The organism is Azoarcus sp. PA01 (genome assembly GCA_001274695.2).
Taxonomy (GTDB): Bacteria; Pseudomonadota; Gammaproteobacteria; order Burkholderiales; family Rhodocyclaceae; genus Aromatoleum.
Genome location: LARU01000004.1, coordinates 1,005,573 through 1,030,778 on the forward strand (window position 1 = coordinate 1,005,573; position 25,206 = coordinate 1,030,778).

General features: G+C 61.8%; 23 protein-coding genes and 1 tRNA gene. 2 read left to right on the forward strand and 22 right to left on the reverse strand.

All coding sequences use genetic code 11. The features are described from left to right. Positions 1-153 precede the first annotated feature (153 nt). Positions 154-1,110, forward strand: a complete 957-nt coding sequence (locus PA01_16845) for a cation diffusion facilitator family transporter (protein KON80083.1) — start codon at positions 154-156, stop codon at positions 1,108-1,110. A 396-nt stretch (positions 1,111-1,506) separates the two neighbouring features. Continuing rightward, entirely contained in the window at positions 1,507-4,398 is a 2,892-nt protein-coding gene (locus PA01_16850; GenBank protein ID KON80084.1) for an adenosylcobalamin-dependent ribonucleoside-diphosphate reductase, read from the forward strand. A gap of 115 nt (positions 4,399-4,513) precedes the next feature. Here the strand turns inward: PA01_16850 and PA01_16855 are convergent, their stop codons facing one another. The 22 genes from PA01_16855 to PA01_16960 form a co-directional block, all read right to left on the reverse strand. Then, complete coding sequence (locus tag PA01_16855; GenBank protein ID KON80085.1) at positions 4,514-5,101, reverse strand: NUDIX hydrolase; 588 nt, start codon at positions 5,099-5,101, stop codon at positions 4,514-4,516. Beyond that, complete coding sequence (gene nuoN, locus PA01_16860; protein ID KON80086.1) at positions 5,079-6,548, reverse strand: NADH-quinone oxidoreductase subunit NuoN; 1,470 nt, start codon at positions 6,546-6,548, stop codon at positions 5,079-5,081. The genes PA01_16855 and nuoN overlap by 23 nt, the downstream gene beginning before the upstream one ends. Before the next feature lie 36 nt (positions 6,549-6,584). After that, positions 6,585-8,066, reverse strand: coding sequence for an NADH-quinone oxidoreductase subunit M (locus tag PA01_16865; protein ID KON80087.1), 1,482 nt, complete (start codon positions 8,064-8,066; stop codon positions 6,585-6,587). 66 nt (positions 8,067-8,132) lie between these two features. Next, complete coding sequence (nuoL, locus tag PA01_16870) at positions 8,133-10,154, reverse strand: NADH-quinone oxidoreductase subunit L (GenBank protein KON80088.1); 2,022 nt, start codon at positions 10,152-10,154, stop codon at positions 8,133-8,135. 12 nt (positions 10,155-10,166) lie between these two features. Then, positions 10,167-10,472, reverse strand: coding sequence for an NADH-quinone oxidoreductase subunit NuoK (gene nuoK, locus PA01_16875; protein ID KON80089.1), 306 nt, complete (start codon positions 10,470-10,472; stop codon positions 10,167-10,169). 43 nt (positions 10,473-10,515) lie between these two features. After that, positions 10,516-11,118 carry an NADH-quinone oxidoreductase subunit J gene (locus PA01_16880; protein ID KON80090.1) on the reverse strand — a complete coding sequence of 201 codons (603 nt, stop codon included), beginning with the start codon at positions 11,116-11,118 and terminating at the stop codon, positions 10,516-10,518. Between the two features lie 32 nt (positions 11,119-11,150). Further along, a complete protein-coding gene (gene nuoI, locus PA01_16885; protein KON80091.1) occupies positions 11,151-11,636 on the reverse strand; it encodes an NADH-quinone oxidoreductase subunit NuoI in 486 nt (161 codons plus the stop codon). 10 nt (positions 11,637-11,646) lie between these two features. Next, a complete protein-coding gene (gene nuoH / locus PA01_16890) occupies positions 11,647-12,696 on the reverse strand; it encodes an NADH-quinone oxidoreductase subunit NuoH (GenBank protein ID KON80092.1) in 1,050 nt (349 codons plus the stop codon). Further along, positions 12,696-15,035, reverse strand: coding sequence for an NADH-quinone oxidoreductase subunit NuoG (nuoG, locus tag PA01_16895; protein KON80093.1), 2,340 nt, complete (start codon positions 15,033-15,035; stop codon positions 12,696-12,698). The genes nuoH and nuoG overlap by 1 nt, the downstream gene beginning before the upstream one ends. After that, positions 15,035-16,348, reverse strand: coding sequence for an NADH-quinone oxidoreductase subunit NuoF (nuoF, locus tag PA01_16900; GenBank protein KON80094.1), 1,314 nt, complete (start codon positions 16,346-16,348; stop codon positions 15,035-15,037). The genes nuoG and nuoF overlap by 1 nt, the downstream gene beginning before the upstream one ends. After that, positions 16,345-16,824 carry an NADH-quinone oxidoreductase subunit NuoE gene (gene nuoE, locus PA01_16905; protein ID KON80095.1) on the reverse strand — a complete coding sequence of 160 codons (480 nt, stop codon included), beginning with the start codon at positions 16,822-16,824 and terminating at the stop codon, positions 16,345-16,347. Before nuoE ends, nuoF begins: the two co-directional genes overlap by 4 nt. Positions 16,825-16,875: 51 nt before the next feature. Then, entirely contained in the window at positions 16,876-18,129 is a 1,254-nt protein-coding gene (locus tag PA01_16910) for an NADH-quinone oxidoreductase subunit D (GenBank protein KON80096.1), read from the reverse strand. Then, complete coding sequence (locus PA01_16915; GenBank protein KON80097.1) at positions 18,122-18,727, reverse strand: NADH-quinone oxidoreductase subunit C; 606 nt, start codon at positions 18,725-18,727, stop codon at positions 18,122-18,124. The genes PA01_16910 and PA01_16915 overlap by 8 nt, the downstream gene beginning before the upstream one ends. Before the next feature lie 14 nt (positions 18,728-18,741). Further along, entirely contained in the window at positions 18,742-19,218 is a 477-nt protein-coding gene (locus PA01_16920) for an NADH-quinone oxidoreductase subunit B (protein KON80098.1), read from the reverse strand. A 3-nt stretch (positions 19,219-19,221) separates the two neighbouring features. Beyond that, entirely contained in the window at positions 19,222-19,596 is a 375-nt protein-coding gene (ndhC, locus tag PA01_16925) for an NADH-quinone oxidoreductase subunit A (protein KON80099.1), read from the reverse strand. Between the two features lie 90 nt (positions 19,597-19,686). After that, positions 19,687-19,771 (reverse strand) — tRNA-Leu (locus PA01_16930). 61 nt (positions 19,772-19,832) lie between these two features. Continuing rightward, complete coding sequence (gene secG / locus PA01_16935; protein ID KON80100.1) at positions 19,833-20,192, reverse strand: preprotein translocase subunit SecG; 360 nt, start codon at positions 20,190-20,192, stop codon at positions 19,833-19,835. Then, positions 20,189-20,977 carry a triose-phosphate isomerase gene (gene tpiA / locus PA01_16940; protein ID KON80101.1) on the reverse strand — a complete coding sequence of 263 codons (789 nt, stop codon included), beginning with the start codon at positions 20,975-20,977 and terminating at the stop codon, positions 20,189-20,191. The genes secG and tpiA overlap by 4 nt, the downstream gene beginning before the upstream one ends. Before the next feature lie 127 nt (positions 20,978-21,104). Next, entirely contained in the window at positions 21,105-21,974 is an 870-nt protein-coding gene (gene pstB, locus PA01_16945; protein ID KON80102.2) for a phosphate ABC transporter ATP-binding protein PstB, read from the reverse strand. An 11-nt stretch (positions 21,975-21,985) separates the two neighbouring features. Continuing rightward, the gene (gene pstA / locus PA01_16950) at positions 21,986-22,909 is read right to left on the reverse strand and encodes a phosphate ABC transporter permease PstA (protein ID KON80103.1); all 924 of its coding nucleotides are present in this window, start codon (positions 22,907-22,909) and stop codon (positions 21,986-21,988) included. Between the two features lie 10 nt (positions 22,910-22,919). Beyond that, positions 22,920-23,879: a phosphate ABC transporter permease subunit PstC gene (gene pstC, locus PA01_16955; protein KON80104.1), complete on the reverse strand. Its 960-nt coding sequence runs from the start codon at positions 23,877-23,879 to the stop codon at positions 22,920-22,922. A gap of 55 nt (positions 23,880-23,934) precedes the next feature. Beyond that, entirely contained in the window at positions 23,935-24,927 is a 993-nt protein-coding gene (locus PA01_16960) for a PstS family phosphate ABC transporter substrate-binding protein (GenBank protein ID KON80105.1), read from the reverse strand. Between the last annotated feature and the right edge of the window lie 279 nt (positions 24,928-25,206).

The following is a 25,206-nucleotide window of genomic DNA, read 5'->3' on the forward strand; positions in this document are numbered from 1 at the left end:
ACTTGGACTCCGGTTGACCCGCCCGGACTCCGGCGTCCGGACGATCATGCAGGCTCGCCGCGCGGCCCGCGGCGAGGATCGGACACGAAACACACTCATTCTAGGCATCCCTGCAGCGCAGCGCGGGAACACGTTCCGACAACGACGAACAGGATGACGGCGATCCACGATCACGCGCACCACCGGCACGGCGACACCCTCCATCCCGACGGGCGCCCCAACCGCGCCTTGCCCTGGGCGCTCGCGATGACCCTGGGTTTCGCCGCAGTCGAAGCCATCGCAGGCTGGTGGTCAGGTTCGCTAGCGCTGCTCGGCGATGCCGGACACATGCTCACCGACAGCCTCGCGCTGGCCCTGGCGACTGCAGCGAGCATATTGGCCCGCCGTCCCTCCAGCCCCCGCCACACCTATGGACTGCGCCGCGTCGAGACGCTCGCAGGGATGCTCAACGGACTGTTCATGCTGTTCGTCGTGGCGCTGATCGCATGGCACGCGATCGAGCGCCTGATCACGCCGCAACCGGTCGAGGCCGGCACGGTGATCGGCGTCGCCACGCTCGGGCTGGCGATCAACGTGATCGTCGCGTGGATGTTGTCGCACGGCGACGCCGATCTGAACACGCGCGCCGCGCTGCTTCACGTGTTCGGGGACCTGCTCGGGTCTGTCGCCGCACTCACGTCCGGGATCGTGATCCATTACACCGGCTGGTACCCGGCCGACCCCCTGCTGTCGATGCTGATCTGCGGGCTGATCCTCGCCTCGACGCTGAAACTGCTTCGCGTCGCCACCCACACGCTGCTCGAAGGTGTGCCGGACAATCTCTCTCTGGCGGCGATCGGCCAGGCGATGGCGGAAGTCGAAGGCGTGCATTCGATTCACGACCTGCATGTGTGGAGCCTCGACTCGAACCATGTCGCACTTTCGGCGCATGTCGTCCTGCACTCATCGCATGCCTGGCCGACAACCCTCGTTGCGCTGCAACGGCTCCTCGCCGACCAGTTCGGCATCGACCATGCAACGCTCCAACCTGAACCCTTGCCGGGCCGGATCGTCACCTTTTCGTCGCGCCCCCCCGCCCCAAACTCGAACACGCCCCGCGGACCGCACTGAGCACGACGGAGACGGGGCTCGCGGCGGAGGAACCCCGCCTCGCGACGAGTCTCCGGACCACCCGGTTGCCCGAATCACAGTGCGGGCGCGATCACCCCGTCCTTCCCGGCGTGCAAGACGGATGCCGTCTTTTCGCTTTCAGCCGGCCCCCGACGCGGCAGGAATTCTTTTCACCGGACCTGCGCCGTCACTTCCGGCCGAACCCCGCAAGAGCCTTGCGGGAAGCGGGATTCGGGGAAAAATGCCGTCCCCGGACCTACTACATATAGTGCGAATCTAGCGGTTGACATACCGAAATAAACATCAATATCTTGTTTTTTAACCGTTTTATTTTTTTGCCTTATCGCCTTTTACACGCTATTCTTCGGTCACCTTCAGACAACTCCAAAAAAGACCATGAGCATCGCTATCCATCATCAGGCCAAGGGCAAGACCGACGCATCCACGCTGGCGCCGCAGGAGATTTCTGGCGAAGTTCTGGTCGAAAAATACGCCAAGGGTGACGAGCGGAGCGTGGGCGAAGTGCGCGCCCGGGTGGCACGGGCGCTGGCGACTGTCGAAGCCGAAGACAAGCGCCCGCACTGGGAAGCGAAATTTCTCGAAGCCCAGGAAAAAGGCTTCGTGCCCGCGGGCCGCATCAACAGCGCTGCCGGAACGAATCTTCAGGCGACGCTGATCAACTGCTTCGTCCAGCCGGTCGGCGATTCGGTGACCGAAGCGGTCGATGGACGCCCCGGCATCTATACCGCCCTCGCCCAGGCAGCAGAAACGATGCGCCGCGGCGGCGGCGTCGGCTACGACTTTTCCAGCATCCGGCCGAAGGGCGCACTTGTCCGCGGCACGCTGTCGAATGCGTCGGGCCCGGTGTCCTACATGCGCGTGTTCGATCGGTCCTGCGAAACCGTCGAATCGGCAGGCGCCCGTCGCGGTGCCCAGATGGGGGTGCTGCGCTGCGACCATCCGGACATCGAGGAATTCATCCACGCCAAGGATCATGGCGACCTGACCAACTTCAACATCTCGGTGGGCGTGACGGACGCGTTCATGAAGGCGGTCGACAGTGATGCCGACGTCGAACTCGCGCACAAGGCCGAGCCGATCGAGGAGCTGAAGGCGGCCGGCGCGTATCAGCGTGACGACGGCCTGTGGGTCTACCGCAAGCTCCCCGCGCGCGAGCTGTGGGACCAGATCATGCGTTCGACGTACGACCACGCCGAGCCGGGGATCCTGTTCCTCGACCGGATGAACCAGGACAACAACCTTCACTACTGCGAAACGATCGAAGCGACCAACCCCTGCGCCGAGCAGCCGCTGCCGCCCTACGGCTGCTGCGACCTCGGTTCGATCAACCTCACCCCATTCGTCAAGCATCCGTTCACCGACAAGGCGGAATTCGATTACCCGGCGTTCGGCAAGGTCGTCGACGTCGCGATCCGCATGCTCGACAACGTGCTCGACGTGACCCACTGGCCGTTGGCGCAACAGGAGAACGAAGCGCAGTCGAAACGGCGCGTCGGCCTCGGCTTCACCGGACTCGGTGACGCGCTGATCATGCTGTGCAAGCGCTACGATTCGCCCGAAGCGCGCGCCGTGGCGACCAAGATCTCGGAGTACATGCGAGACCGGGCCTATCTGGCGTCGGTCGAGCTCGCGAAGGAACGCGGCGCTTTTCCGCTGTTCAACGCCGATCTTTACCTGTCGGGCGGCAACTTCGCATCGCGCCTGCCCGCGGACCTCAAGGACAAGATCCGCAAGCACGGGCTGCGCAACTCCCACCTCCTCTCGATCGCCCCGACCGGCACGATCTCGCTCGCCTTTGCCGACAACGCATCGAACGGCATCGAGCCGCCCTTCTCCTACACCTACACGCGGCGCAAGCGTATGGCCGACGGGACTTACAAGGAATACGCGGTCGAGGACTACGCGTGGCGGCTTTTCAGGCACCTCGGCGGCAATATCGACGAGCTTCCGCCCTATTTCGTCACCGCTCTCGAGATTTCCGCCCAGGCGCACAAGGACATGGTCGCAGCGGTCGCGCCGTACGTCGACACGTCGATCTCGAAGACCGTGAACGTGCCGGAAGACTACCCGTATGCCGAGTTCGAGGATCTCTACCTGTCCGCGTGGAAAGCCGGCCTCAAGGGCCTGGCGACCTATCGCCCGAACTCGGTGCTCGGCTCGGTGCTGTCGGTGACGCCATCCGCCGGACCGAAGCAACCGCAGGACATCGAGTTCTCCGGTCCGAACAAGCGCCTGGCGATCAAGAGCCTGCCTGCGCCGGTACTGTCGAGCCTGCGCTGGCCCGGCCGCCCCGAGCTGCCTGACGGCAATCTCGCGTGGACCTACATGCTCGGCACGCCGCAAGGTGAGTTCGCGCTGTTCGTCGGCCACATCGAAACCGAAACCCTGGGCATCGGCGGTTTCCCGTTCGAAGTCTGGGTCAACGGCGCCGACCAGCCGCGCGGACTCGGCGCGGTCGCCAAGACGCTGTCGATGGACATGCGCGCCAACGACCACGGCTGGCTCAAGCTCAAGCTCGAGACGCTGGCGATGACGATCGGCGAAAAGTCGTTCGAGATGCCGTTCCCGCCTCACGGGGAGAAAAAACTCTTCCCGGGGGTTGTTTCCGCGTTCGCTCAGGTCGTGCGCTATCGTTGCGAACGGCTCGGCGCACTCGCTGTCGAGGGCCCGACGCCGGTGCTCGACACGCTGTTCAGCCTGCAGGAGCCGAAGACCGGCACCGACGGCACGCTGTCCTGGACTGTTGACATCCAGAACCCCGCTACCGGTGAAGACTTCGTCCTCGGGATGAAGGAGATCACGCTTCCGGCCCAGGACGACTTCTCGGTGGGCGTCACCCGGCCGTATTCACTGTGGCTCTCGGGCAATTACCCCCGCGCACTGGACGGGCTGACCCGCATCCTGTCGCTCGACATGCGGGTCATGGACCCGGCGTGGATCGGCATGAAACTGCGCAAGCTGCTGAACTACCCGGAACCTCTCGGCGACTTCATGGCGTTCGTTCCCGGGACAAAGCGCCAGCAGAACTACCCGAGCACGGTCGCGTACATGGCGCGCTTGATCATCCATCGCTATGCGATGCTCGGCGTTCTCGATGAAAAGGGTTATCCGGTCCGCGAGATGGGGATTCTCGAGGCGCCGCGCGAGAACAGCGACCCGAAAGTCATGCAGGGTGCGCTGTGCGCCGAATGCGGGAATTATTCGGTGATCCGCAAGGACGGCTGCGATTTCTGCACTGCCTGCGGCGCCGTCGGAACCTGCGGCTGAAGAGCAAAACAAAAGCCCGCGAGCGGAAACTCGCGGGGTTTTGGTCATCGCAAAGGAACAGGCGCCACAGAAGCGACAAGCGGCACAGCGAGGCAGGATCGCCGCCAGAGAGCTTTCAGCTGCCGCCCGCCGGTCCCACCGCCAGGCCCAGCGCACGAAAGCCCCGGAACAGCGCGACAATGCTCTTGGCGTCCGTGATGCGTCCGTCCTGGGACGCTTCCAGCGCCTCCTCGACGGAAAGGGTCAGGACCTCGAGAAACTCCCCGTCGTCGAGCGCGTTACCGACGTGGGTGAGACCGCGTGCGAGAAAAATCTCGATGCGTTCGTCCGAATAGCCGATGCACGGGTGCATCACACCCAGATACTGCCATTCGTCCGCCTCGTAGCCGGTCTCTTCGCGCAGTTCCCGGCGTGCACAACCGAGGAGGTCTTCGCCGGCATCGATCTTTCCGGCCGGCAGCTCGAGAAAGGCCTGCCGAAGCGGGTAGCGATACTGGCGCTCGAACAGCAGCCTGCCGTCCGGAAGCACTGCAAGCACCACCACCGCGCCTGGATGGCGCACATATTCGCGCAGCGATTCCGCCCCATCGGGGAGCCTGACGCGGTCGCGTCTGACTTCCAGCAATGCCCCGTCGAAAACCGCCTCGGATTCGAGTTCGAGTTCTTCCAGGGGGTCCCGCTCAGAGGGAGGCGAGCAAGGCATACGCGCAGACCGACATCAGCCCCTGGGGCAGCAGGCCGAGTACCGCGATCGCCAGACCATTGGCCGAAAGCATCACGCGGACTTCGGCCGGAGCACGGATCGGCGCGGAGTCGGCCGGCTCATCGAAATACATGACCTTCACGACGCGCAGGTAGTAATACGCCCCGATCACCGACATCACCACCGCCAGCACGGCGAGCCACACATAGCCCGCTGCGACGACCGCCTGGAGCACCGCGAGTTTCGCGAAGAACCCGATGAAGAACGGGATGCCCGCCATCGAGAACATGACGACCATCATCATCGCCGCGAACCACGAACTGCGCTTGTTCAGCCCCTTGAAGTCGTCGATATTCTCGGCTTCGAACCCCGCCCGCGACAGCAGGATCACCATGCCGAACGACGCGAGGCTCATGATCACGTACGACACGGCGTAGAACATCGCCGAACTGTAGGCGTTGAGCGCGAAATGGCGGTCGCCCTCGACGACGCCGGAAAGCAGGCCCAGCAACACGAAGCCCATGTGCGAAATGCCCGAATACGCGAGCATCCGCTTGATGCTCGACTGGGCGATCGCCGCAAAGTTGCCGAGAATGATCGACAGCACGGCGAGGAACATCAGCATCGACTGCCACTGTTCCGCCAGTTCGAACAGGCCATACACGAGCAAGCGCATCGTCATCGCAAACGCGGCAAGCTTCGGTGCCGACGAGATCATCAGCGTCACGGCCGTCGGCGCGCCCTGATAGACGTCAGGCACCCACATGTGGAAAGGCACCACCCCCAGCTTGAACGCGATGCCCGCGACCAGGAACACCACGCCGAACAGCAGCACGGTCCTGTTGGCGGCCTGGTGATAGATCGACTGCGCGATTCCCGAGAACTCGAGACTGCCGGTCGCGCCATAAACCATCGACATGCCGTACAGCAGCAGGCCGGACGCGAGCGCGCCGAGCACGAAATACTTCATCGCCGCTTCGGTCGAACGAGCCGACTCGCGGTCGAACGCCACCATCCCGTACAGCGACAGCGACATCATCTCCAGTCCGATGTACAGCGACAACATGTGGTTCGACGTGACCATCACCATCATGCCGAGCGTCATCAGCAGCGTGAGCAGATAGTACTCGGGGCGATCGATGTTGCGGTCGGCGAGATAGCCGCGTCCATACAGCAGGGCGATCGCGACGGTGAAGTAGATCATCACCTTGAGGAAATCGCCCATCAGGTCCGAAATGAACATGTTGCTGAACGTCAACGTGACCTCACCGTCCATCGTTCCAATCGTGATGAACGCGGCCGCGACCAGGGTTGCCTGGGTCAGATAATAGGCCAGACCGCGCGCAATCCGCCGCGCAAAGGTCGTCGCCATCATGACGATGAGCGCCATCACGGCAACAAAAATCTCGGCCGCCGCGGGGTAGAAGTCGGGAATAACAAAATTCATCTTCTGACCAGTCCGAAAAAAGTCTCGCCCGCTCGATTAGAGCTTGCTTACGGCAACGTGCCGCAGGAGTTCATTGACCGAAGCATGCATGACTTCGGTGAAGGGGTATGGGTACAAGCCCATTGCCAGCACGCACAGGGCCAGAACCCCGAGGAACGCGAACTCTCGCCCGTTGATGTCGTTCAGCTGGGCCACGTGGCTGTTGCCGATCACGCCGAAGACCACGCGCTTGTACATCCACAGGGTGTAGGCAGCGCCGAGAATCAGCGTGATCGCCGCGCCGAACGCGACCCAGAAATTGAACTGGACCGCACCGAGAACGACCATGAATTCGCCGACGAAGCCGCTGGTGCCGGGCAGCCCGGCGTTGGCCATCGCAAACAGCATGAAGAACGCGGCGAACTTAGGCATCACCTTCACCACGCCGCCGTAGTCGGCGATGTTGCGCGAGTGCATGCGGTCATACAGCACCCCGATGCAAAGGAACATCGCGCCCGAGACGAAGCCGTGCGAAATCATCTGCACCAGCGCGCCCTCGAGGCCGATGGTGTTGAACATGAAGAACCCGAGCGTGACGAAGCCCATGTGCGAGATCGACGAATACGCGACCAGCTTCTTCATGTCCGTCTGCACGAGGGCGACGAAGCCGATATAGATCACCGCGATCAGGGACAGCGCAATCATCACGGGCGCCATCGCCTGCGCCGCGTCCGGGACGATCGGCAGCGAGAAACGCAGGAAACCGTAGGCACCGAGCTTCAGCGCGATTGCCGCCAGCACCACCGACCCCCCGGTCGGCGCCTCGACGTGCGCATCGGGCAGCCAGGTATGGACCGGCCACATCGGCACTTTCACCGCGAACGCGATGAGGAAAGCCCAGAAAATCAGCGTCTGCGGCCCCATCCCGAGCGGCAGCTGGTGCCAGTCGAGGATGTTGAAACTGCCGCCCGCTTCCATGAACAGATACAGCAGCGCAATCAGCATCAGCAGCGAGCCGAGCAGCGTATAGAGGAAGAACTTGATCGCCGCGTAGACGCGGTTCGCGCCGCCCCAGATGCCGATGACGAGATAGAGCGGAATCAGCGACGCCTCGAAGAACGTGTAGAACAGCACGGCATCCAGTGCCGAGAAGATGCCGTTCATCAGGCCCGACATGATCAGGAACGCAGCCATGTACTGCGCCACCTTCTCTCGGATCACCTGCCATCCGGCGATCACGACGATGATCGTGATGAACGCGTTCAACAGGATGAACAGGACCGAAATCCCGTCGACCCCGAGGTGGTAGTTGATGTTGAAGCGCGGGATCCACGGCAGGACCTCGACGAACTGCATCGCGCTGGTACTCGCGTCGAACTGCGAGTACAGCGGCAGCGTCACGAGGAAACCGGCAATGGCGACCAGCATGGCCAGGAATCGCGCCAGCGGCGCATTACGATCCGACCCGGTCGCTAGCACGAGCAACCCCCCCAGGATCGGTACCCAGATCGCAAGGCTCAGGAATGGCAAACTCGTCATCGTTACTTTCCGTCAAGTGCGTCGACGACCGACGCGCGTTTATCGTTATTCACTGTTCCGGCCCGTTCAACCGAGGTTGAACCAGAAGGTGAGCAGGATGAAGACCCCGATGATCATTGCGAACGCGTACTGGTAAAGGTGACCGGTCTGGAACAGCCGGCTGATCTGTGCGACCCAGCCGACCAGCCTGGCGGTCCCGTTCACCGCAATTCCGTCGATCAACCCCTGGTCGCCGCCCTTCCACAGTCCCTTGCCGAGTTGACGTGAGCCGCCGGCAAAAATGATCTCGTTGAAACGATCGAAGAAGTACTTGTTCTCGAGCAGTGCATGCAGCGGCCGGAAGGTGCGCTGTATCGCTGCCGGAATGTCCGGCCGCACCATATAGAAGAACCACGCAAGTCCGACACCGCCCATCGCGAGCCAGAACGGCGCGGTCTGCAGCCCGTGGATCGCCATGGCCACCGGCCCGTGGAAGTTTTCGGCCAGTTCGGACAGACCGACATGGTTCGCGCCGACGTGAATCACGCCCTTGAACCATTCTCCGAACAGCATCGGCTCGATCGTGAAGAACCCGATCACGACTGACGGAATCGCGAGCAGCACCAGCGGCAGCGTGACGACCCACGGGGACTCGTGCGGCTTCTGGCCAGGGGCGAGACCGTGGTGGTGATCCGCGCTCGGTTCCTCGTCCTCGTGGTCGCCGTGGTGATCGTGATGGCCGTGGTTCGCGCCGAAGCGCTCCTTGCCGTGGAAAACGAGGAAATACATGCGGAACGAATAAAACGCGGTGATGAAGACACCGAACAGCACGCAGAACAGCGCGTAGCCGGCACCCGGAATCGTCGAAGCATGCACGGCCTCGATGATCGAGTCCTTCGAATAGAAACCCGAGAAGAACGGGAAACCGATCAGCGCGAGCGACCCGAGCAGCGACGTGAACCAGGTCACCGGCATGTATTTCCACAGGCCACCCATGTTGCGCATGTCCTGGTCGTGATGCATGCCGATGATGACCGAACCGGCGCCGAGGAACAGCAGCGCCTTGAAGAACGCGTGCGTCATCAGGTGGAACACCGCCGCCGAATACGCCGACACACCCAGCGCGACGGTCATGTAGCCGAGCTGCGAGAGGGTCGAGTACGCGACGACGCGCTTGATGTCGTTCTGGACGATGCCGAGGAAACCCATGAAGAGCGCGGTGGTCGCGCCGATCACGAGCACGAACGACAGCGCGACATCCGACAGCTCGAACAGCGGCGACATGCGCGCGACCATGAAAATGCCGGCCGTCACCATCGTCGCCGCGTGAATCAGCGCGGAAATCGGAGTCGGACCTTCCATCGAATCGGGAAGCCAGACATGCAGCGGGACCTGCGCGGACTTGCCCATCGCGCCGATGAACAGGCAGATGCAGATCGCGGTGATCAGCGGCCAGCCGGTGACCGCCATGTCCTGCGCGGCGAGCTCGCCCGCCTTGGCGAACACTTCGGCGTAATCGAGGCTTCCGGCGTAGGCGGCGATCAGGCCGATGCCGAGCAGAAAGCCGAAGTCGCCGACGCGGTTGACCAGGAACGCCTTGAGGTTCGCATAGATCGCCGTCGGGCGCTCGTACCAGAAGCCGATGAGCAGATACGAGACCAGGCCCACTGCCTCCCAGCCGAAGAACAACTGGAGGAAGTTGTTCGACATGACCAGCATCAGCATCGAAAAGGTGAACAGCGAGATATAGCTGAAGAAGCGCTGGTAGCCCGGGTCGTCGTGCATGTAGCCAATCGTGTAGATATGCACCATCAGCGACACGAAGCTCACGACGAGCATCATCATCACGGTCAGCGAGTCGATCAGAAAACCGACCTCGAGGGTCAGATTTCCGGTCGTCATCCACGTATACACGGTTCCGTTGAACGTGTTCCCGGCCTGCACGTCCTGATAGATCACCACCGATGCCGCGAGCGCCACGGCGACCCCGAGGATCGTGACGATGTGCGCGCCCGCGCGTCCGATCAGCTTGCCGAACAGTCCGGCGAGAAGTGCGCCGGCCAGCGGTGCCAGCGGTACCAGGAGATAAAGCTTTTGCATGTCCGTCATCGAGCCGCTTCCTTAACCCTTGAGGCTGTCGAGATCATCCACATGGATCGTCCGCAGATTGCGGAACAACACCACCAGAATCGCAAGACCGATTGCCGATTCTGCTGCTGCCACGGTGAGAATGAAGAAAACAAAGATCTGCCCTGCCAGATCGCCGAGATAATGCGAAAAGGCAATGAAGTTCAGATTGACCGCGAGCAGCATCAACTCGATAGCCATCAGCAGGACGATCAGGTTCTTCCGGTTGAGGAAAATCCCGACCACGCTGATCGCGAACAGGATCGCGCCCAGAACGAGATAGTGGGAAAGCGAAAGCATCAATGACTCCCTGATTGCATCGGCCTAACAGCGGCAGCAGTTCTTATTCTTTCTCGGCGGACATCGAAACCAGTTCGACGCGGTCGCCACGCTTGATCGAGATCTGCTCGGACGGATTGAGATAGCGCACGCCCTTGCGCTTGCGCAGCGTCAGGGTCACCGCGACGATCATCGCCACGAGCAGCAACAGCGAAGCGAGTTCGAACGGATACACGTAATCGGTATACAGCAACCGCCCCAGCTCGCGCGTGTTGCTGTACCCCGCCTGCGCGACCGGCGGCTCGGGCATCGCTTCCAGTCCGAAGTACCGTCCGCCGAGCACCAGCGCCATTTCGACCACCAGCAGCACGCCGATCAGCGCGCCCACCGGCAGGTAGCTCCAGAATCCCTGTCGCAGGCGGTCGAGGTTGATGTCCAGCATCATGACGACGAACAGGAACAGCACCATGACTGCGCCGACGTACACCATGACGAGGACGATCGCGAGAAACTCGGCCGTCAGCAACAGCCAGATCCCGCCCGCCGAAAAGAACGACAGCACCAGGAACAAGGCCGCGTGGACCGGGTTTCGCGCAGTGATCACCCTCAACGCCGCGAAAACCATGATCGCGGCGAGAACGTAGAAGACGAAAGTCTTGAAATCCATTTTCTTTTCGTGGCGCCCGTCAGCGCCCTCCCTTAGCGATACTTGGCGTCGGCTTCGCGATCGGCTGCGATCTGCGCTTCATAACGATCGCCCACGGCAAGCAGCATCTGCTTCGTGTAGTAGAGATCGCCGCGTTTTTCACCGTGATACTCGAACACCCGGGTTTCAACCACCGCATCGACTGGGCACGCTTCCTCGCAGAAGCCGCAAAAGATGCACTTGGTGAGGTCGATGTCATAGCGACTGGTGCGCCGCGACCCGTCGTCCCGCTGCTCGGATTCGATCGTGATCGCCAGCGCCGGGCAGATCGCTTCACAAAGCTTGCAGGCGATGCACCGCTCCTCTCCGTTCGGATAGCGACGCAGCGCGTGCAGTCCGCGAAATCGCGGGCTCGCCGGCGTCTTCTCCTCCGGGAACTGCACGGTGATCTTGCGTGCAAACAGGTGACGCCCGGTCAGCGCCATGCCCTTGATCAGTTCCGTGAGGAACAGGCTACCGATGTAATCCTTCGCACCCATCTTCAGCCTCTCATCTCCAGATCGACAGCGGGGACATCATCCACACTGCCACCACGATCACCCACACCAGGGTGATGGGAATAAATACCTTCCAGCCCAGCCGCATGATGTGGTCGTAGCGGAAGCGCGGGAACGTTGCTCGCGCCCACAGGAACACGAACAGGAAAAATGCCGTTTTCAACGCCAGCCAGAAGAACCCGTCAGGCAGGAAGCTCACCGGGGACAGCCAGCCGCCGACAAACAGCACCGACGTCAGGATCGAAACCAGGATCATGTTCGCGTATTCGGCGAGGAAGAACAGCGCGAATGCCATGCCCGAATACTCGACCATGTGGCCGGCGACGACTTCGGATTCGCCTTCGACGACGTCGAACGGCGCGCGGTTGGTCTCCGCAATGCCCGAAATCAGGAACACGATGAACATCGGAAACAGCGGGAGCCAGTTCCAAGACAGGAAGGACAGCCCCATGTCGTGGAATTGACCCTGTCCCTGCGAGCGGACGATGTCGGTGAGGTTGAGGCTCGCGGATATCAGCAGCACGCAAATCAGCGCGAAGCCCATCGCCACTTCGTACGACACCATCTGTGCCGCGGCACGCATGGAACCGAGGAACGGGTATTTCGAGTTCGATGCCCACCCCGCGATGATCACGCCATACACTTCGACCGACGTGATGGCCAGCAGGAACAGCAGCCCGGCGTTGACATCGGCGAGCACCATTCCGTCGCCGAACGGCACCACCGCCCAGGCTGCCAGCGACGGCGCGATCGCCAGGATCGGGCCGAGGATGAACAGCCCCTTGCTGGCGCCGGACGGGACGATGATTTCCTTGAACAGGAGCTTCATGCCGTCCGCGATCGGCTGCAGCAGTCCTTTCGGGCCGACCCGGTTCGGCCCGATCCGCACCTGCATGTAGCCGATGACCTTGCGCTCCGCCAGCGTCAGATACGCTACGCAAAGCATCAGCGGCGCGATGATCGCGACGATCTTCGTGAGGGTCCACACTGCGGGCCACGCAGGCCCGAACAACTGCACGACGGGGTCGAGCAACGCTTCCATCAGACACGCTCCAGGCTGATTTCGCCGCACATCGGGCCGAGGGCTGCGGTTACAGGATGAGCGGCAGCAATGCGAACGCACTGGTCGGCGACGTTTTCGTCGACGACGACGGTCAGTTCAGCGGCGGCCCCGCCCTGCTTCACGCGAACCCGCGCACCCGCTTCGAACCCCAGGCGCGCCAGGGTCGCCGCGCTCGCCCGAACGGACGGGGCGGCGGCATCGCGCGTCTTCTGCAGCGGCGGCGACCGACGCACCAGCGGATCGGCGAAATAGATCGGCACGTCGCTCACCCGCTCCAGCGCGCCTGGAACAGCAGAACGCGCCGAAAGCTCGATGTCCGACACACCGTTCCCGAGGCGCTCGGCAACGTCGGTCGACAGCACTTCCGCGGCGACCGCCTCGGAATCGTTCTGGTCGAACCCTTCCAGTTCGAGCAGGTTGCCGAGAACGCGAAGGACTTTCCAGCCGGGGCGGGCCTCACCACGCGGACGCGCAACGGCATTGAAGCTCTGCGCCCTGCCTTCGCAATTGACGAACGTGCCGGACGTTTCGCTGAAAGGAGCAATCGGTAGCAGCACGGTGGCACAGGAGCGCAGCGCAGGCGACGTAAATGCCGACAGCGCCACGACGAGTCGCGCGCCGCGCAGCGCCGCCATCGTCGCGACAGGATTCGCAAAATCGAGATCCGGCTCGGCGTTGAGCAGCACATAGGACTTCAGCGGCTGCTCGACCATCTGCCGCACATTGAAGCCGCCGACGATCGGCGCCGCCTTCGCGAGATACCCGCCGACGCTGTTCGCCGCTTCGCCGATGAAACCCAGCGATCCGCCGCTCAACCGGGCGATCTCCTGCGCGACGGTCTGCAGTTCGGCGGCGAATTCGGACTGTTCCGCAAAATTGCCCAGCCACACCGCGACGCGAGCGCCCGAGGAGAGGCTCTGCGCGATCGCGCGCGCTTCATCCGAGATCTCGGCGGGCACGAGGGGAGCGATCTCGTCCGCGACCGTCGCGCCTTTTTCGGCCGCCAGCGCTCCGGCGACCTGCAGCAGCATGCCGACCATTGCCGACGGAGCAACCAACGCCCGGTTCCTGACCGGCAACAACCAGTCGTCGCTCGCGGCATGAATCGCATTCACGTGCAGCCCACGCTTGGCGGCCTGGCGCACACGCTGCGCCAGCAGCGGCGCATCCTTACGGAACGAGCTGCCGATGATGAGCAGCCGATTCAGCTCCGCGACCTCGGAGATCGCCATCCCGAGCCACGGAGCGCCGCTGCGGTGACCGTCCGCGCGGAAATCCCACTGGCGCAGCCGGAAGTCGATGTTGTCGGTACCGAGCGTGCGGGCGAGCTTCTGCAAGAGGTGCAATTCTTCGAGCGTCGAATGAGGCGACGCCAGGGCGCCGATCGTCGCCGGCCCATTCTCCTTTGCTGTCGCGAGCAGGCCGTTCGCGACGAATTCGAGCGCCGTCTGCCAGTCGACTTCCTTCCATTCGCCATCCCGCTTGATCATCGGGACCGTCAGCCGATCCTCGCTGTTCAGGCCTTCGTACGAAAAACGGTCCTTGTCAGACAGCCAGCACTCGTTGATCGCCTCGTTCTCGAGCGGCAGCACGCGTTTGACGATGTCGTGCTTGACCTGAACGACGAGGTTCGAGCCGAGCGAATCGTGCGGGCTGATCGATTTGCGCCGGGAAAGCTCCCACGTCCGCGCAGCGAAACGGAAAGGCTTCGACGTCAGCGCACCGACGGGGCAAAGGTCGATGATGTTGCCCGACAACTCGGAGTCCAGCGTCTTTTCGATGAACGGCATGATTTCGGCATGCTCGCCACGAAATGCCTGGCCGAGTTCCATCATGCCTGCAATTTCGGTCGTGAATCGCACGCAGCGCGTGCAGTTGATGCAACGCGTCATGTCGGTCGCGACGAGCGGTCCGAGGTTCTTGTTGAACACGACGCGCTTTTCTTCCTCGTAGCGCGACTGGCTGCCGCCGTAACCCACTGCCAGATCCTGCAGCTGGCACTCGCCGCCCTGATCGCAGATCGGGCAATCGAGCGGGTGGTTGATGAGCAGAAACTCCATCACCCCCTTTTGCGCCTTGATCGCCTGATCCGACCGCGTCCACACCTTCATGCCGTTGGTGACCGGAGTCGCGCACGCGGGCAGCGGCTTCGGCGCCTTTTCGACCTGAACGAGGCACATGCGGCAATTGGCCGCGATGGACAGTTTCTTGTGATAACAGAAGTGCGGAATGTATGCACCGATCTTGGTCGCGGCATCCATCACGGTGCTGCCATCCTCGACCGATACCTGCTTGCCGTCGATTTCGATCTCTAGCATCACGGACTCACGTAAATTTGGCTGCCCTGGTGCTGGACCTCGGGCGGCACTAGACATTTCTTGTTTTCGATGTGGTACTCGAACTCCGAGCCGAAGTGCTTGATGAAACTCTGCACCGGCATCGACGCGGCATCACCGAGGGCGCAAATGGTGCGTCCCATGATATTGCCGGTCACCGAGTTGAGCAGATCGAGATCGTCGCGACGTCCCAGTCCGTTCTCGATCCGATGAACCACCCGATAAAGCCAACCGGTTCCTTCGCGGCACGGCGTGCACTGCCCGCAGGATTCCTCGAAGTAGAAATACGACAGGCGCTCCAGCGCCTTCACCATGCAGGTGGTCTCGTCCATGACGATCACCGCGCCCGAACCGAGCATCGAGCCGGCCTTGGCGATGGAGTCGTAGTCCATCGTGCAGTCCATCATCACGGCTGCCGGCAGCACCGGGGACGACGACCCGCCGGGAATGACGGCTTTGAGCTTGCGCCCGCCGCGCATTCCGCCCGCCATTTCGAGCAGCTCCGCAAAGGGAGTGCCCATCCCGATCTCGTAGTTCCCCGGACGATTGACGTGCCCGGAGATCGAGAACAGCTTCGTGCCGCCGTTGTTCGGCTTCCCGAGGTTGAGAAAATTCTCGCCGCCCATATTGACGATGAACGGCACCGACGCGAATGTTTCGGTGTTGTTGATCGTCGTGGGCTTGCCGTAAAGGCCATAGCTCGCCGGAAAGGGCGGCTTGAAGCGCGGCTGGCCTTTCTTGCCTTCGATCGACTCGAGCAGCGCGGTCTCTTCACCGCAGATGTACGCACCGTAGCCGTGGTGGGCGAACAGTTCGAACGAAAAATCCGAACCCAGGATTTTCTGCCCGAGCAGTCCCGCTTCACGCGCTTCGGCGAGCGCCTCCTCGAAGCGTTCGTAGATCTCGAAAATCTCGCCGTGGATGTAATTGTAGCCGCGCTCGCATCCCATCGCATACGCCGCGATCGTCATGCCCTCGATGACGCTGTGCGGGTTGTAGCGAAGAATGTCGCGATCCTTGAAAGTGCCCGGCTCGCCCTCGTCCGAATTGCAGGCGAGATATTTCGCTCCCGGGAATGACCGCGGCATAAAGCTCCATTTGAGCCCGGTGGGAAAACCGGCACCGCCGCGTCCGCGCAGCGAGGAAGCCTTCAATTCGGCGATGATCGTTTCGGCCGGAATCTTTTCCGCAATGATCTTTTTCAGCGCGGAATAACCGCCGCGTCCGATATAGTCCTGTAACCGCCAGGTACGGTCGCCGTCGACGCCGGCGAGAATAAGTCCGCGTGCGCTCATTTGTTTTCCAGATCGGCCAGGAGTTGATCGATCTTTTCCGTCGTCATCCAGCTGCACATGTGGTGATTATTCACCAGCAGCACCGGAGCGTCGCCACAGGCGCCCATGCATTCACCCTCCTTGAGCGTGAATTTGCCGTCCGGCGTGGTCTCGTTGAAATCGATCCCGAGCTTCTGCTTCACATAATCGGCTGCATGCACGCCCCCCGACAGCGCGCACGGGAGGTTCGTGCACACCGTGATCTTGTGGCGTCCCACCGGCTGAAGATCGTACATGTTGTAGAAGCTCGCCACCTCGTAAGCGGCGATTGCCGGCATGTCGAGATAGCCGGCGACGAATTCGATCGTCTCTTTCGCCAGCCAGCCCGTTTCAACCTGGGCGATGCGCAACGCCGACATTACCGCCGACTGTTTCTGATCGGGCGGATATTTCGCGATCTCGCGATCGATCTGTTGGAGCGATTCCTGACTCAGCATTTCGTGTTCGTCTTCCCGGATTGCCTGCCGACGTTTGTCATGCCAGTTCGTTCAGCGGTCGATTTCGCCGAACACCACATCCATCGTGCCGATGATCGCGACCACATCGGCGATCATGTGGCCGCGGGCGATTTCGTCCATCGCCGCGAGATGCGCGAACCCCGGCGCCCTGAGTTTCAGACGGTAAGGCTTGTTCGCGCCGTCCGAGACGGCATAGACGCCGAATTCGCCCTTCGGGTGTTCAATTGCCGCATATACCTCGCCGCTCGGGACATGCATACCTTCGGTGAAGAGCTTGAAATGGTGGATCAACTCCTCCATGTTGCCCTTCATCCGCTCGCGCGGCGGCGGCGCGACCTTGTAATTGTCCGCGATGACCGGCCCCGGATTCTTGCGCAGCCACTCGATGCACTGCTTGATGATGCGGTTCGACTGGCGCATCTCTTCCATGCGGCACAAATAACGGTCGTAACAGTCGCCGTTCTTCCCGACCGGAATGTCGAAGTCCATGCGGTCGTAGACTTCGTAAGGCTGCTTTTTGCGCAGGTCCCATGCGACGCCGGAACCGCGCAGCATCGGGCCGGTGAAGCCCCAGGCCTTGGCCTGCTCCGGCGTGACGACACCGATACCGACCGTACGCTGTTTCCAGATCCGGTTGTCAGTGAGGAGCGTTTCGTAGTCGTCGCAGTAGCCGCGGAACCGTTCGGTGAAATCCTCCAGGAAATCGAGCAACGAGCCCTGGCGGTTCTCATTCAGTTCCCGGACGGTATTCGCATTCTTGAACTTGTTAACCGCATACTGCGGCATGCGATCCGGCAGATCGCGATAGACGCCGCCGGGGCGGTAATAGGCGGCATGCATCCGCGCGCCCGAAACCGCCTCGTAGGCGTCCATCAAATCTTCACGCTCGCGGAACGTATACAGCACCATCGTCATCGCGCCGATATCGAGCGCGTGCGTGCCGATGCCGAGGAGATGATTCAGAATCCGCGTGATTTCGTCGAACATGACCCGGATGTACTGGGCACGAATCGGCACTTCGAGGCCCAGCAGGCGCTCGATCGCCATGCAGTAGGCGTGCTCGTTGCACATCATCGACACATAGTCGAGCCGGTCCATATAGGGGACCGACTGCACCCAGGTGCGGGTCTCCGCGAGCTTCTCCGTTCCGCGATGGAGCAGGCCGATATGCGGATCGGCGCGCACGACGACTTCGCCGTCGAGCTCAAGCACCAGGCGAAGCACGCCGTGGGCCGAAGGATGCTGCGGGCCGAAGTTGATTGTGTAATTGCGAATCTCAGCCATTGCCGACATCCCCGTAGTTCTCTTCGCGCACGATGCGCGGCGTGTTCTCACGCGGCTCGATGGTCACGGGCTGGTACACCACCCTTCCCTGCTCGGGGTCGTAACGCATCTCGACGTAGCCGGAAACAGGAAAGTCCTTGCGGAACGGATGACCGACGAAGCCGTAATCTGTCAGGATCCGGCGCAGGTCCGGATGGCCGGCAAACATGATGCCGTAGAGATCGAAGGCCTCGCGCTCGTACCAGTTGACCCCCGCCCACACTCCGACCAGCGACTCGAACATCGGAAAGGCATCGTCATCGGCGAATGCACGCAACCGGATGCGCCAGTTGTGCGTGATCGAAAGCAGATGCACGGCAACGGCGAAGCGCCTCCCCGCCCAGGCTCCGTTTCCGTAAGCCGAATAATCCAGACCGGTCAGGTCGATCAGCTCCTCGAATCGCAGATCGCGGTGATCCCGCAGCATTTGTGCCGCGGCGAGGTAATCGGCTGCCGCAACTTCGAGCGTGACCTCCTCACGATCAACGACGACCGATCGCACCTTCGCACCCAGGATGTTTTGCAGCGAACTGCTCAGACGTTCCAGCTTCGAACTCATAAATGGGCCACCTGTCAGCGCGCAATGGTGTTAGTGCGCTTGATCTTGTTCTGCAACTGAATGATCCCGTACAGCAGCGCTTCGGCAGTCGGGGGGCAGCCCGGCACGTAGACGTCGACCGGCACGATGCGATCGCACCCTCTGACGACCGAATACGAGTAGTGATAATAGCCGCCGCCATTGGCACACGAGCCCATCGAGATCACCCAGCGAGGCTCGGCCATCTGGTCATAAACCTTGCGCAATGCCGGCGCCATTTTGTTGCAAAGCGTGCCCGCCACGATCATGAGATCCGACTGCCGGGGACTGGGACGAAACACCACGCCGAAGCGGTCGAGATCGTATCGTGCGCAGCCTGCGTGGATCATTTCGACGGCACAGCAGGCCAGGCCGAAGGTCATTGGCCACAGAGAACCGGTGCGCGTCCAGTTGATCACCGCATCGAGCGAGGTGGTAACAAATCCCTCGCGAAAAACGCCCTCAATGCTCATGCATCACTCCCAGTCGAGTGCACCGTTCTTCCACTCGACGACATAGCCGATAACCAGCACGGCAAGAAAAACCATTACCGAACCGAATACAAACCAGGCAATTTCGCCGGCCGCAATGAATTCCTGAAATACCGTCGCCCACGGAAACAAAAAGGCGATTTCGAGATCGAAGAGAATGAAAAGAATGGCTATGAGGTAATAGCGCACATCGAATTTCATGCGAGCGTCTTCGAACGCCTCGAAGCCGCACTCATAAGGCGACAGCTTCTCGCCGTCCGGCCGGTAAGGAGCAAGAATACGCCCGAGAATCACGGGAACCAGACCGAATCCCAGACCAACGAGGATGAACATCAGGACAGGAAAGTAGTTTTCCAGCATCGAAACACCCCGTTTTGAATATTAGATTTGCTCTGACTTCGCTGTTGCACGGCATGAAAACGCCCGCATTAGCGGGCGATCTTCAAAACCTGGTGCCGACGGTGAGACTCGAACTCACACGGCTTTCGCCACCACCCCCTCAAGATGGCGTGTCTACCAATTTCACCACGTCGGCCACGTTGTTACAGCCAAAAAATTATACGACTTTTTCCGCAGTGCGCAAACCCAAAATGAACTTATTTTGGAATCGCCTTCGCCTTCGAATCCTCCGCGTCGCCGTCAGCAGGATTCGCGTCCGTCGCGGGCGCGGATAAGGTCGAAGCGCCTTCCATCACGCTCGAAGGCTGGCTCGGTTTGTTGCTCGCGAGGTAACTGAGACCCAAACTGGTTATGAAAAACACCGTGGCAAGGATGCCGGTCGTGCGACTGAGAAAATTCGCAGAACCGGAGGATCCGAACACGCTTCCGGACGCGCCGCCGCCGAATGCCGCTCCGGCATCCGCCCCCTTGCCGTGCTGCATCAGCACCAGTCCGATGATGAACAGGCCGACCAGCACGTGAATCGTCAGAACGATTGAAAAAAGATAGTTACTCATCGAGAACCTTTGAAATCACCCACATCGTCGTCCTGCGTAGCTGTGGCAGCAGCTGCGCAGATGTCCAGGAATTGCTCGGCGACCAGCGACGCGCCGCCGATCAGCCCGCCATCCGAATCCGGCAGACTGAACAATGCGGCGGCAGTATCCGCCTTCACGCTTCCCCCGTACAGGATCCTGACCGCACGAGAATTTCCCACGCGACGGGCCAGCCAGCCGCGCACGAATGACAGGATCAGCTGGACCTGCTCGGGAGAAGCTGCCCGTCCGGTGCCGATCGCCCACACCGGCTCGTACGCGATTACCAGCCGTGCCAGCGACGCGCCATCGAGCAGCTCGGCCAGTGCACCGAGCTGGCGCAACAGGACATTTTCTGCCTGGCCTGCGTCCCGTTCGGCAAGCGACTCGCCGACGCACACGATCGGCACGAGACCTGCCGCCAGCGCGGCACGTGCCTTTCGCGCCACCAGCAGGTCATCCTCCCGAAAGAGCGTACGCCGCTCGGAATGGCCGACGATGACGAAGCGGCAATCGAAGTCCGCGAGCATCCGCCCGCTGACTTCGCCCGTATACGCTCCGGCATCGAATTCGCACAGATTCTGTGCGCCGAGCATCATCGCACTCCCCGACAACGCTCGCTGACCCTGCGCCAGATAAGGAAACGGAACGCACACGGCAGTATCGACGCCGGAGGGACTGCGGTCGACCAGCTGTTCGAAGAGCGCCTGATTGCCTACCAGATCGCCGTTCATCTTCCAGTTGCCGACGACAAGCTTGCGTTCCATGCACTCGAACCCGTCAAATCGAGCCATTCTATCGTGCCCGGCCCTACGGGGTAAAGGCGACGCTCTCGACCACCCGTCCCACCGGGACAGGCGCGCACCGCAGAAAAGCCGGTGGGCCGCCTGAACCCTAGCCGAAGCGTCCCGTGATGTAGTCCTCGGTTTCCCGTCGAACAGGATTCACGAACAGTTGGCGGGTCGGGCCGAACTCGATCAGCTCGCCGAGATACATGTACGCGGTGAAGTCCGACACCCGCGCCGCCTGCTGCATGTTGTGCGTGACGATCAGAATCGTGACCTTCTGCCGCAGCTGGTCGATGAGTTCCTCGATGCTGGCGGTGGCAATCGGGTCGAGCGCCGAAGTGGGCTCGTCGAACAGCAGCACTTCGGGATCGGTCGCGAGACAACGCGCGATGCACAGTCGCTGTTGTTGCCCGCCGGACAGGGCAAATGCCGGCTCGTTCAGGCGATGCGCGACTTCCGCCCACAGCGCCGCGCCCTTGAGAGCCTCCTCCACCCGATCGTCGAGGACGGAACGGTTTTTTTCCCCGCGGATGCGCAGTCCGTACGCGACATTCTCGTAGATCGACTTCGGGAACGGGTTCGGTTTCTGGAACACCATGCCGATCCGCATCCGCACTTCGATCGGATCGACGGCAGGGTCGAGCAGATTGGTGTTGTCCGGCAGCAGCCGGATCGCACCTTCGTACCGGTTGCCCGGATAGAGGTCGTGCATCCGGTTGCACGCCCGCAGCAGCGTCGACTTGCCGCATCCGGACGGCCCGATGAGCGCCGTAACGTGCTTCTCATAGACCGGCAGCGTGATGGACTTCAGCGCCTGGTACTGGCCGTAATAAAAACTGAAGTTTTCCGCCGCGGCCTTGACGGGCGGCGTGTCGGGCAAGGCCCGGGCATCGCGTGGCTGCGCGCCCGATGCGCCGGCGACATTCCCGATCGCCGGTCTTGCCGCCTGCCCGTCAGGTAGATCAATTGAACGCATTGCGATGTTGCCTACCATTTGATGTCCTTGCGCAGATGATAACGAATCCAGATGGAAATCGCGTTCATGGCCAGGGTCATGAGAACCAGCACGAAACCGGCGGCGGCGGCATTCTGCTGGAAAGCCTCCTCGGGACGGGAAGTCCAGTTGAACATCTGGATCGGCATGACGGTGAAACCCGATTTCAGCCAATCGAAGTTCACCCACGGAAACTCCGGCCCGATCGGCGACTCCGGCAGGAAGGCGATGAAGGTCAGCGCGCCGATCGTGATGACCGGCGCGGTTTCGCCGATCGCACGGGACATGCCGATGATGACGCCGGTAAGGATGCCGGGCATCGAATAGGGCACAATGTGGTCGCGCGTGACCTGCCAGCGCGTCGCGCCCAGCGCATAGGCCCCTTCCCGGATGTGCTGCGGAATCGAGCGTATCGCCTCGCGCGTGGCAACGATGACGACGGGAAGGATCAGCAGGCCCAGCGTCAGGCCCGCCGACAGGATGCTCTGGCCGAAGCCGAAAGCGTAGACGAAGACACCGAGCGCGAGCAGTCCGTAGACGATCGAAGGGACGCCCGCGAGATTGGTCACGTTGATTTCTATGAGATCGGTGACCCAACTCCTCGTCGCGTATTCCTCGAGGTACACGCCGGCAGCGACGCCCAGCGGGACTGCCGACACCGCCGTCACCAGCATCACGAGCACCGAGCCGACCCACGCGGAGAGGATCCCGGCCTGGCCGGCACGTCGTGACGGGAAAGAAGTGAAGAAGTCCGGAGTCAGGCGCTCCCACCCCGCGAAGGCCATCTGCAGGAACAGGGCGAGAAAGGTCAGCACGCCAATCAGCAGCGCAACGAAACCGAAAATCGCAAAAACCAGGTCGCGGCGCTTGTTGCGCCGGATGATGCGCTGGATGCCGGAGAGATCCGCGGGAATCATGCTCATCCTCTCAATAGGCTTCACGATAGCGGCGCCGCACGAAGTGACCGGCGACATTGAGGAGCAGCGTCATCACCATGAGGCTCAGCCCTGCGGCGAAAATGGATTGGTAGCCGATCGAACCGTGAGGCAGGTCGCCGAGTGCGACCTGCACGATGTACGCCGAAATCGTTTGCGCCGGCTCCATCGGATTCATCGTGAAGTTCGGCTGCATTCCCGCGGCGACCGCGACGATCATCGTCTCGCCGACGGCGCGCGAAACCCCGAGGATGTAGGCCGACAAAATGCCCGAAAGCGCCGCCGGGATCACGACCCGGACGGCGGTCTGGAATTTCGTGCCGCCCATCGCGTAGGAACCTTCGCGCATGCTCATCGGCACGGCTCGCATCGCGTCCTCCGCAAGCGAACTGACGTAGGGAATGATCGCGATGCCCATCACGATGCCCGCTCCGAGCATGTTGAACCCGGGCAAGCCCGGGATGAACAGCTGCAACAGCGGAATGACGACGACCAGCGCGAAGTAGCCGTAGACGATCGACGGGATGCCGCCGAGGAGCTCGAGGAACGGCTTCACGGCTTCCCGCACGGCGGGTCGTGCAAACTCCGAGAGGTAGATCGCGATCGTCGTCCCGAGCGGAATCGCGACCACGAGCGCGACCAGTGAAGTCGTAAGCGTGCCGGCAAGCAGCGGCAGGATGCCGTAATGCGCGTCGGCGAAAAGCGGCGTCCACATCGTGTCGGTCAGGAAGGACCAGATTGGCACGACCGTGAAGAAGTGGTAGGACTCGCTTACCAGCACCCACACGATACCGACGGTCGTCAGCACCGAGACACCGGCTGCGGCGAAAAGCAGCGCCTCGATGACGCGTTCCTTCGTGTGGCGCAGCGCCTTCCTGGCCAGCCGGTCGCTGACCCGCAGTGGCTCGAAGGATGCGCCTTCGAGCGATTCGATGCTGTTTGCGTCTTGCATTCTTGGCCCGTTGACAGGGTAAAAGGTGCGCGAGCATTGCCCGCGCACCCGGACGTCAGAGCTTTGCTTCGCGGCTCAGAAGCGCCTCGATGGTGACGCCGACTTCAGCCTCTCCGCCAAAAACGGTGCCGACCTTCTTCTTGTTCATATTCTCCATCGCGATTTCATACGCCTTCGGCGGCAGCGGAACGTATTTCACTTCGGTCGCAAGATCGGAGGCGTTCTTCATGTAATAAGTCACGAAGTCGCGCACTTCCGGCTTCTCCAGCGACTTTTCGCTGACATAAATGAAGATCGGGCGCGACAGCGGATTGTAGGCGCCGCTGATCACCGAGTCGGGGCCGGGGGAAACCGCCTTGCCTTCCTTGTTCACGATCGGCACGGCCTTCAACTTGCCCTGGTTCTCCGCGTAGTAGGCATAACCGAAGTAGCCGATCGCGTTCTGGTCGCGCGACACCCCCTGAACGAGGACGTTGTCGTCTTCCGACGCCGTGAAGTCACCCCGCGACGCTTTCGCCTTGCCAACGACGGCTTCAGTGAAATAATCGAAGGTGCCGGAATCCGAGCCCGCGCCGAAAAGGTTCAGCGGCACATCCGGGAACGACGAGTCGATCTGCTTCCAGCTGGTGACCTGGCCCTGCGCGTCAGGCTCCCACATTTTCTTCAGTTGCTCGACGGTCAGCTGTTTGACGAAGGTGTTCTTCGGGTTGACGATGACCGTCAAGGCGTCGAACGCAACGGGCAGTTCGTAATACCTGATGCCGGCGCTCGCGCATGCTTCCATCTCCTTTTTCAGGATCGGACGCGAAGCCCCCGCAACATCGATCTCGCCGCGGCAGAATTTCTTGAAACCGCCGCCTGTGCCCGAGATACCGACCGTGACCTTCACCGAGCCTTTCCTGGCCTTCTGAATATCCTCGGCGACGGCCTCCGTGATCGGGAACACGGTGCTGGAACCATCCACCTTCACGATGGACTGGGCGTAAGCAGCGTTCGAACCGAACAGGACGAGAGCGGCCGCCAAGGCGACCGGCTTGAAACCCGACATACGGAATCTCCTGGTAAATGAACGATGCCCGGTGCCGCTGCGATGTTGCCGCGGCTTCGGGCGCCTCGAATCATCCTCGCCAAAAATGTCAGAAATATGACATTGGCGAGCACCGAGCCGCTGCGTCCGTCGCGAAGCGCCGATTTCCCTCGCAGAAAAAGATCGGGCTCCGATGCAGCTCCGGCGGGCGAAGTGTAGGTACGCAATATTTCAGCAGTGTTACAGGGGAGGCTCCGCGCTTCGCCGCAATCAGGAGAATCGGCGACAGCGAAGCCGTCG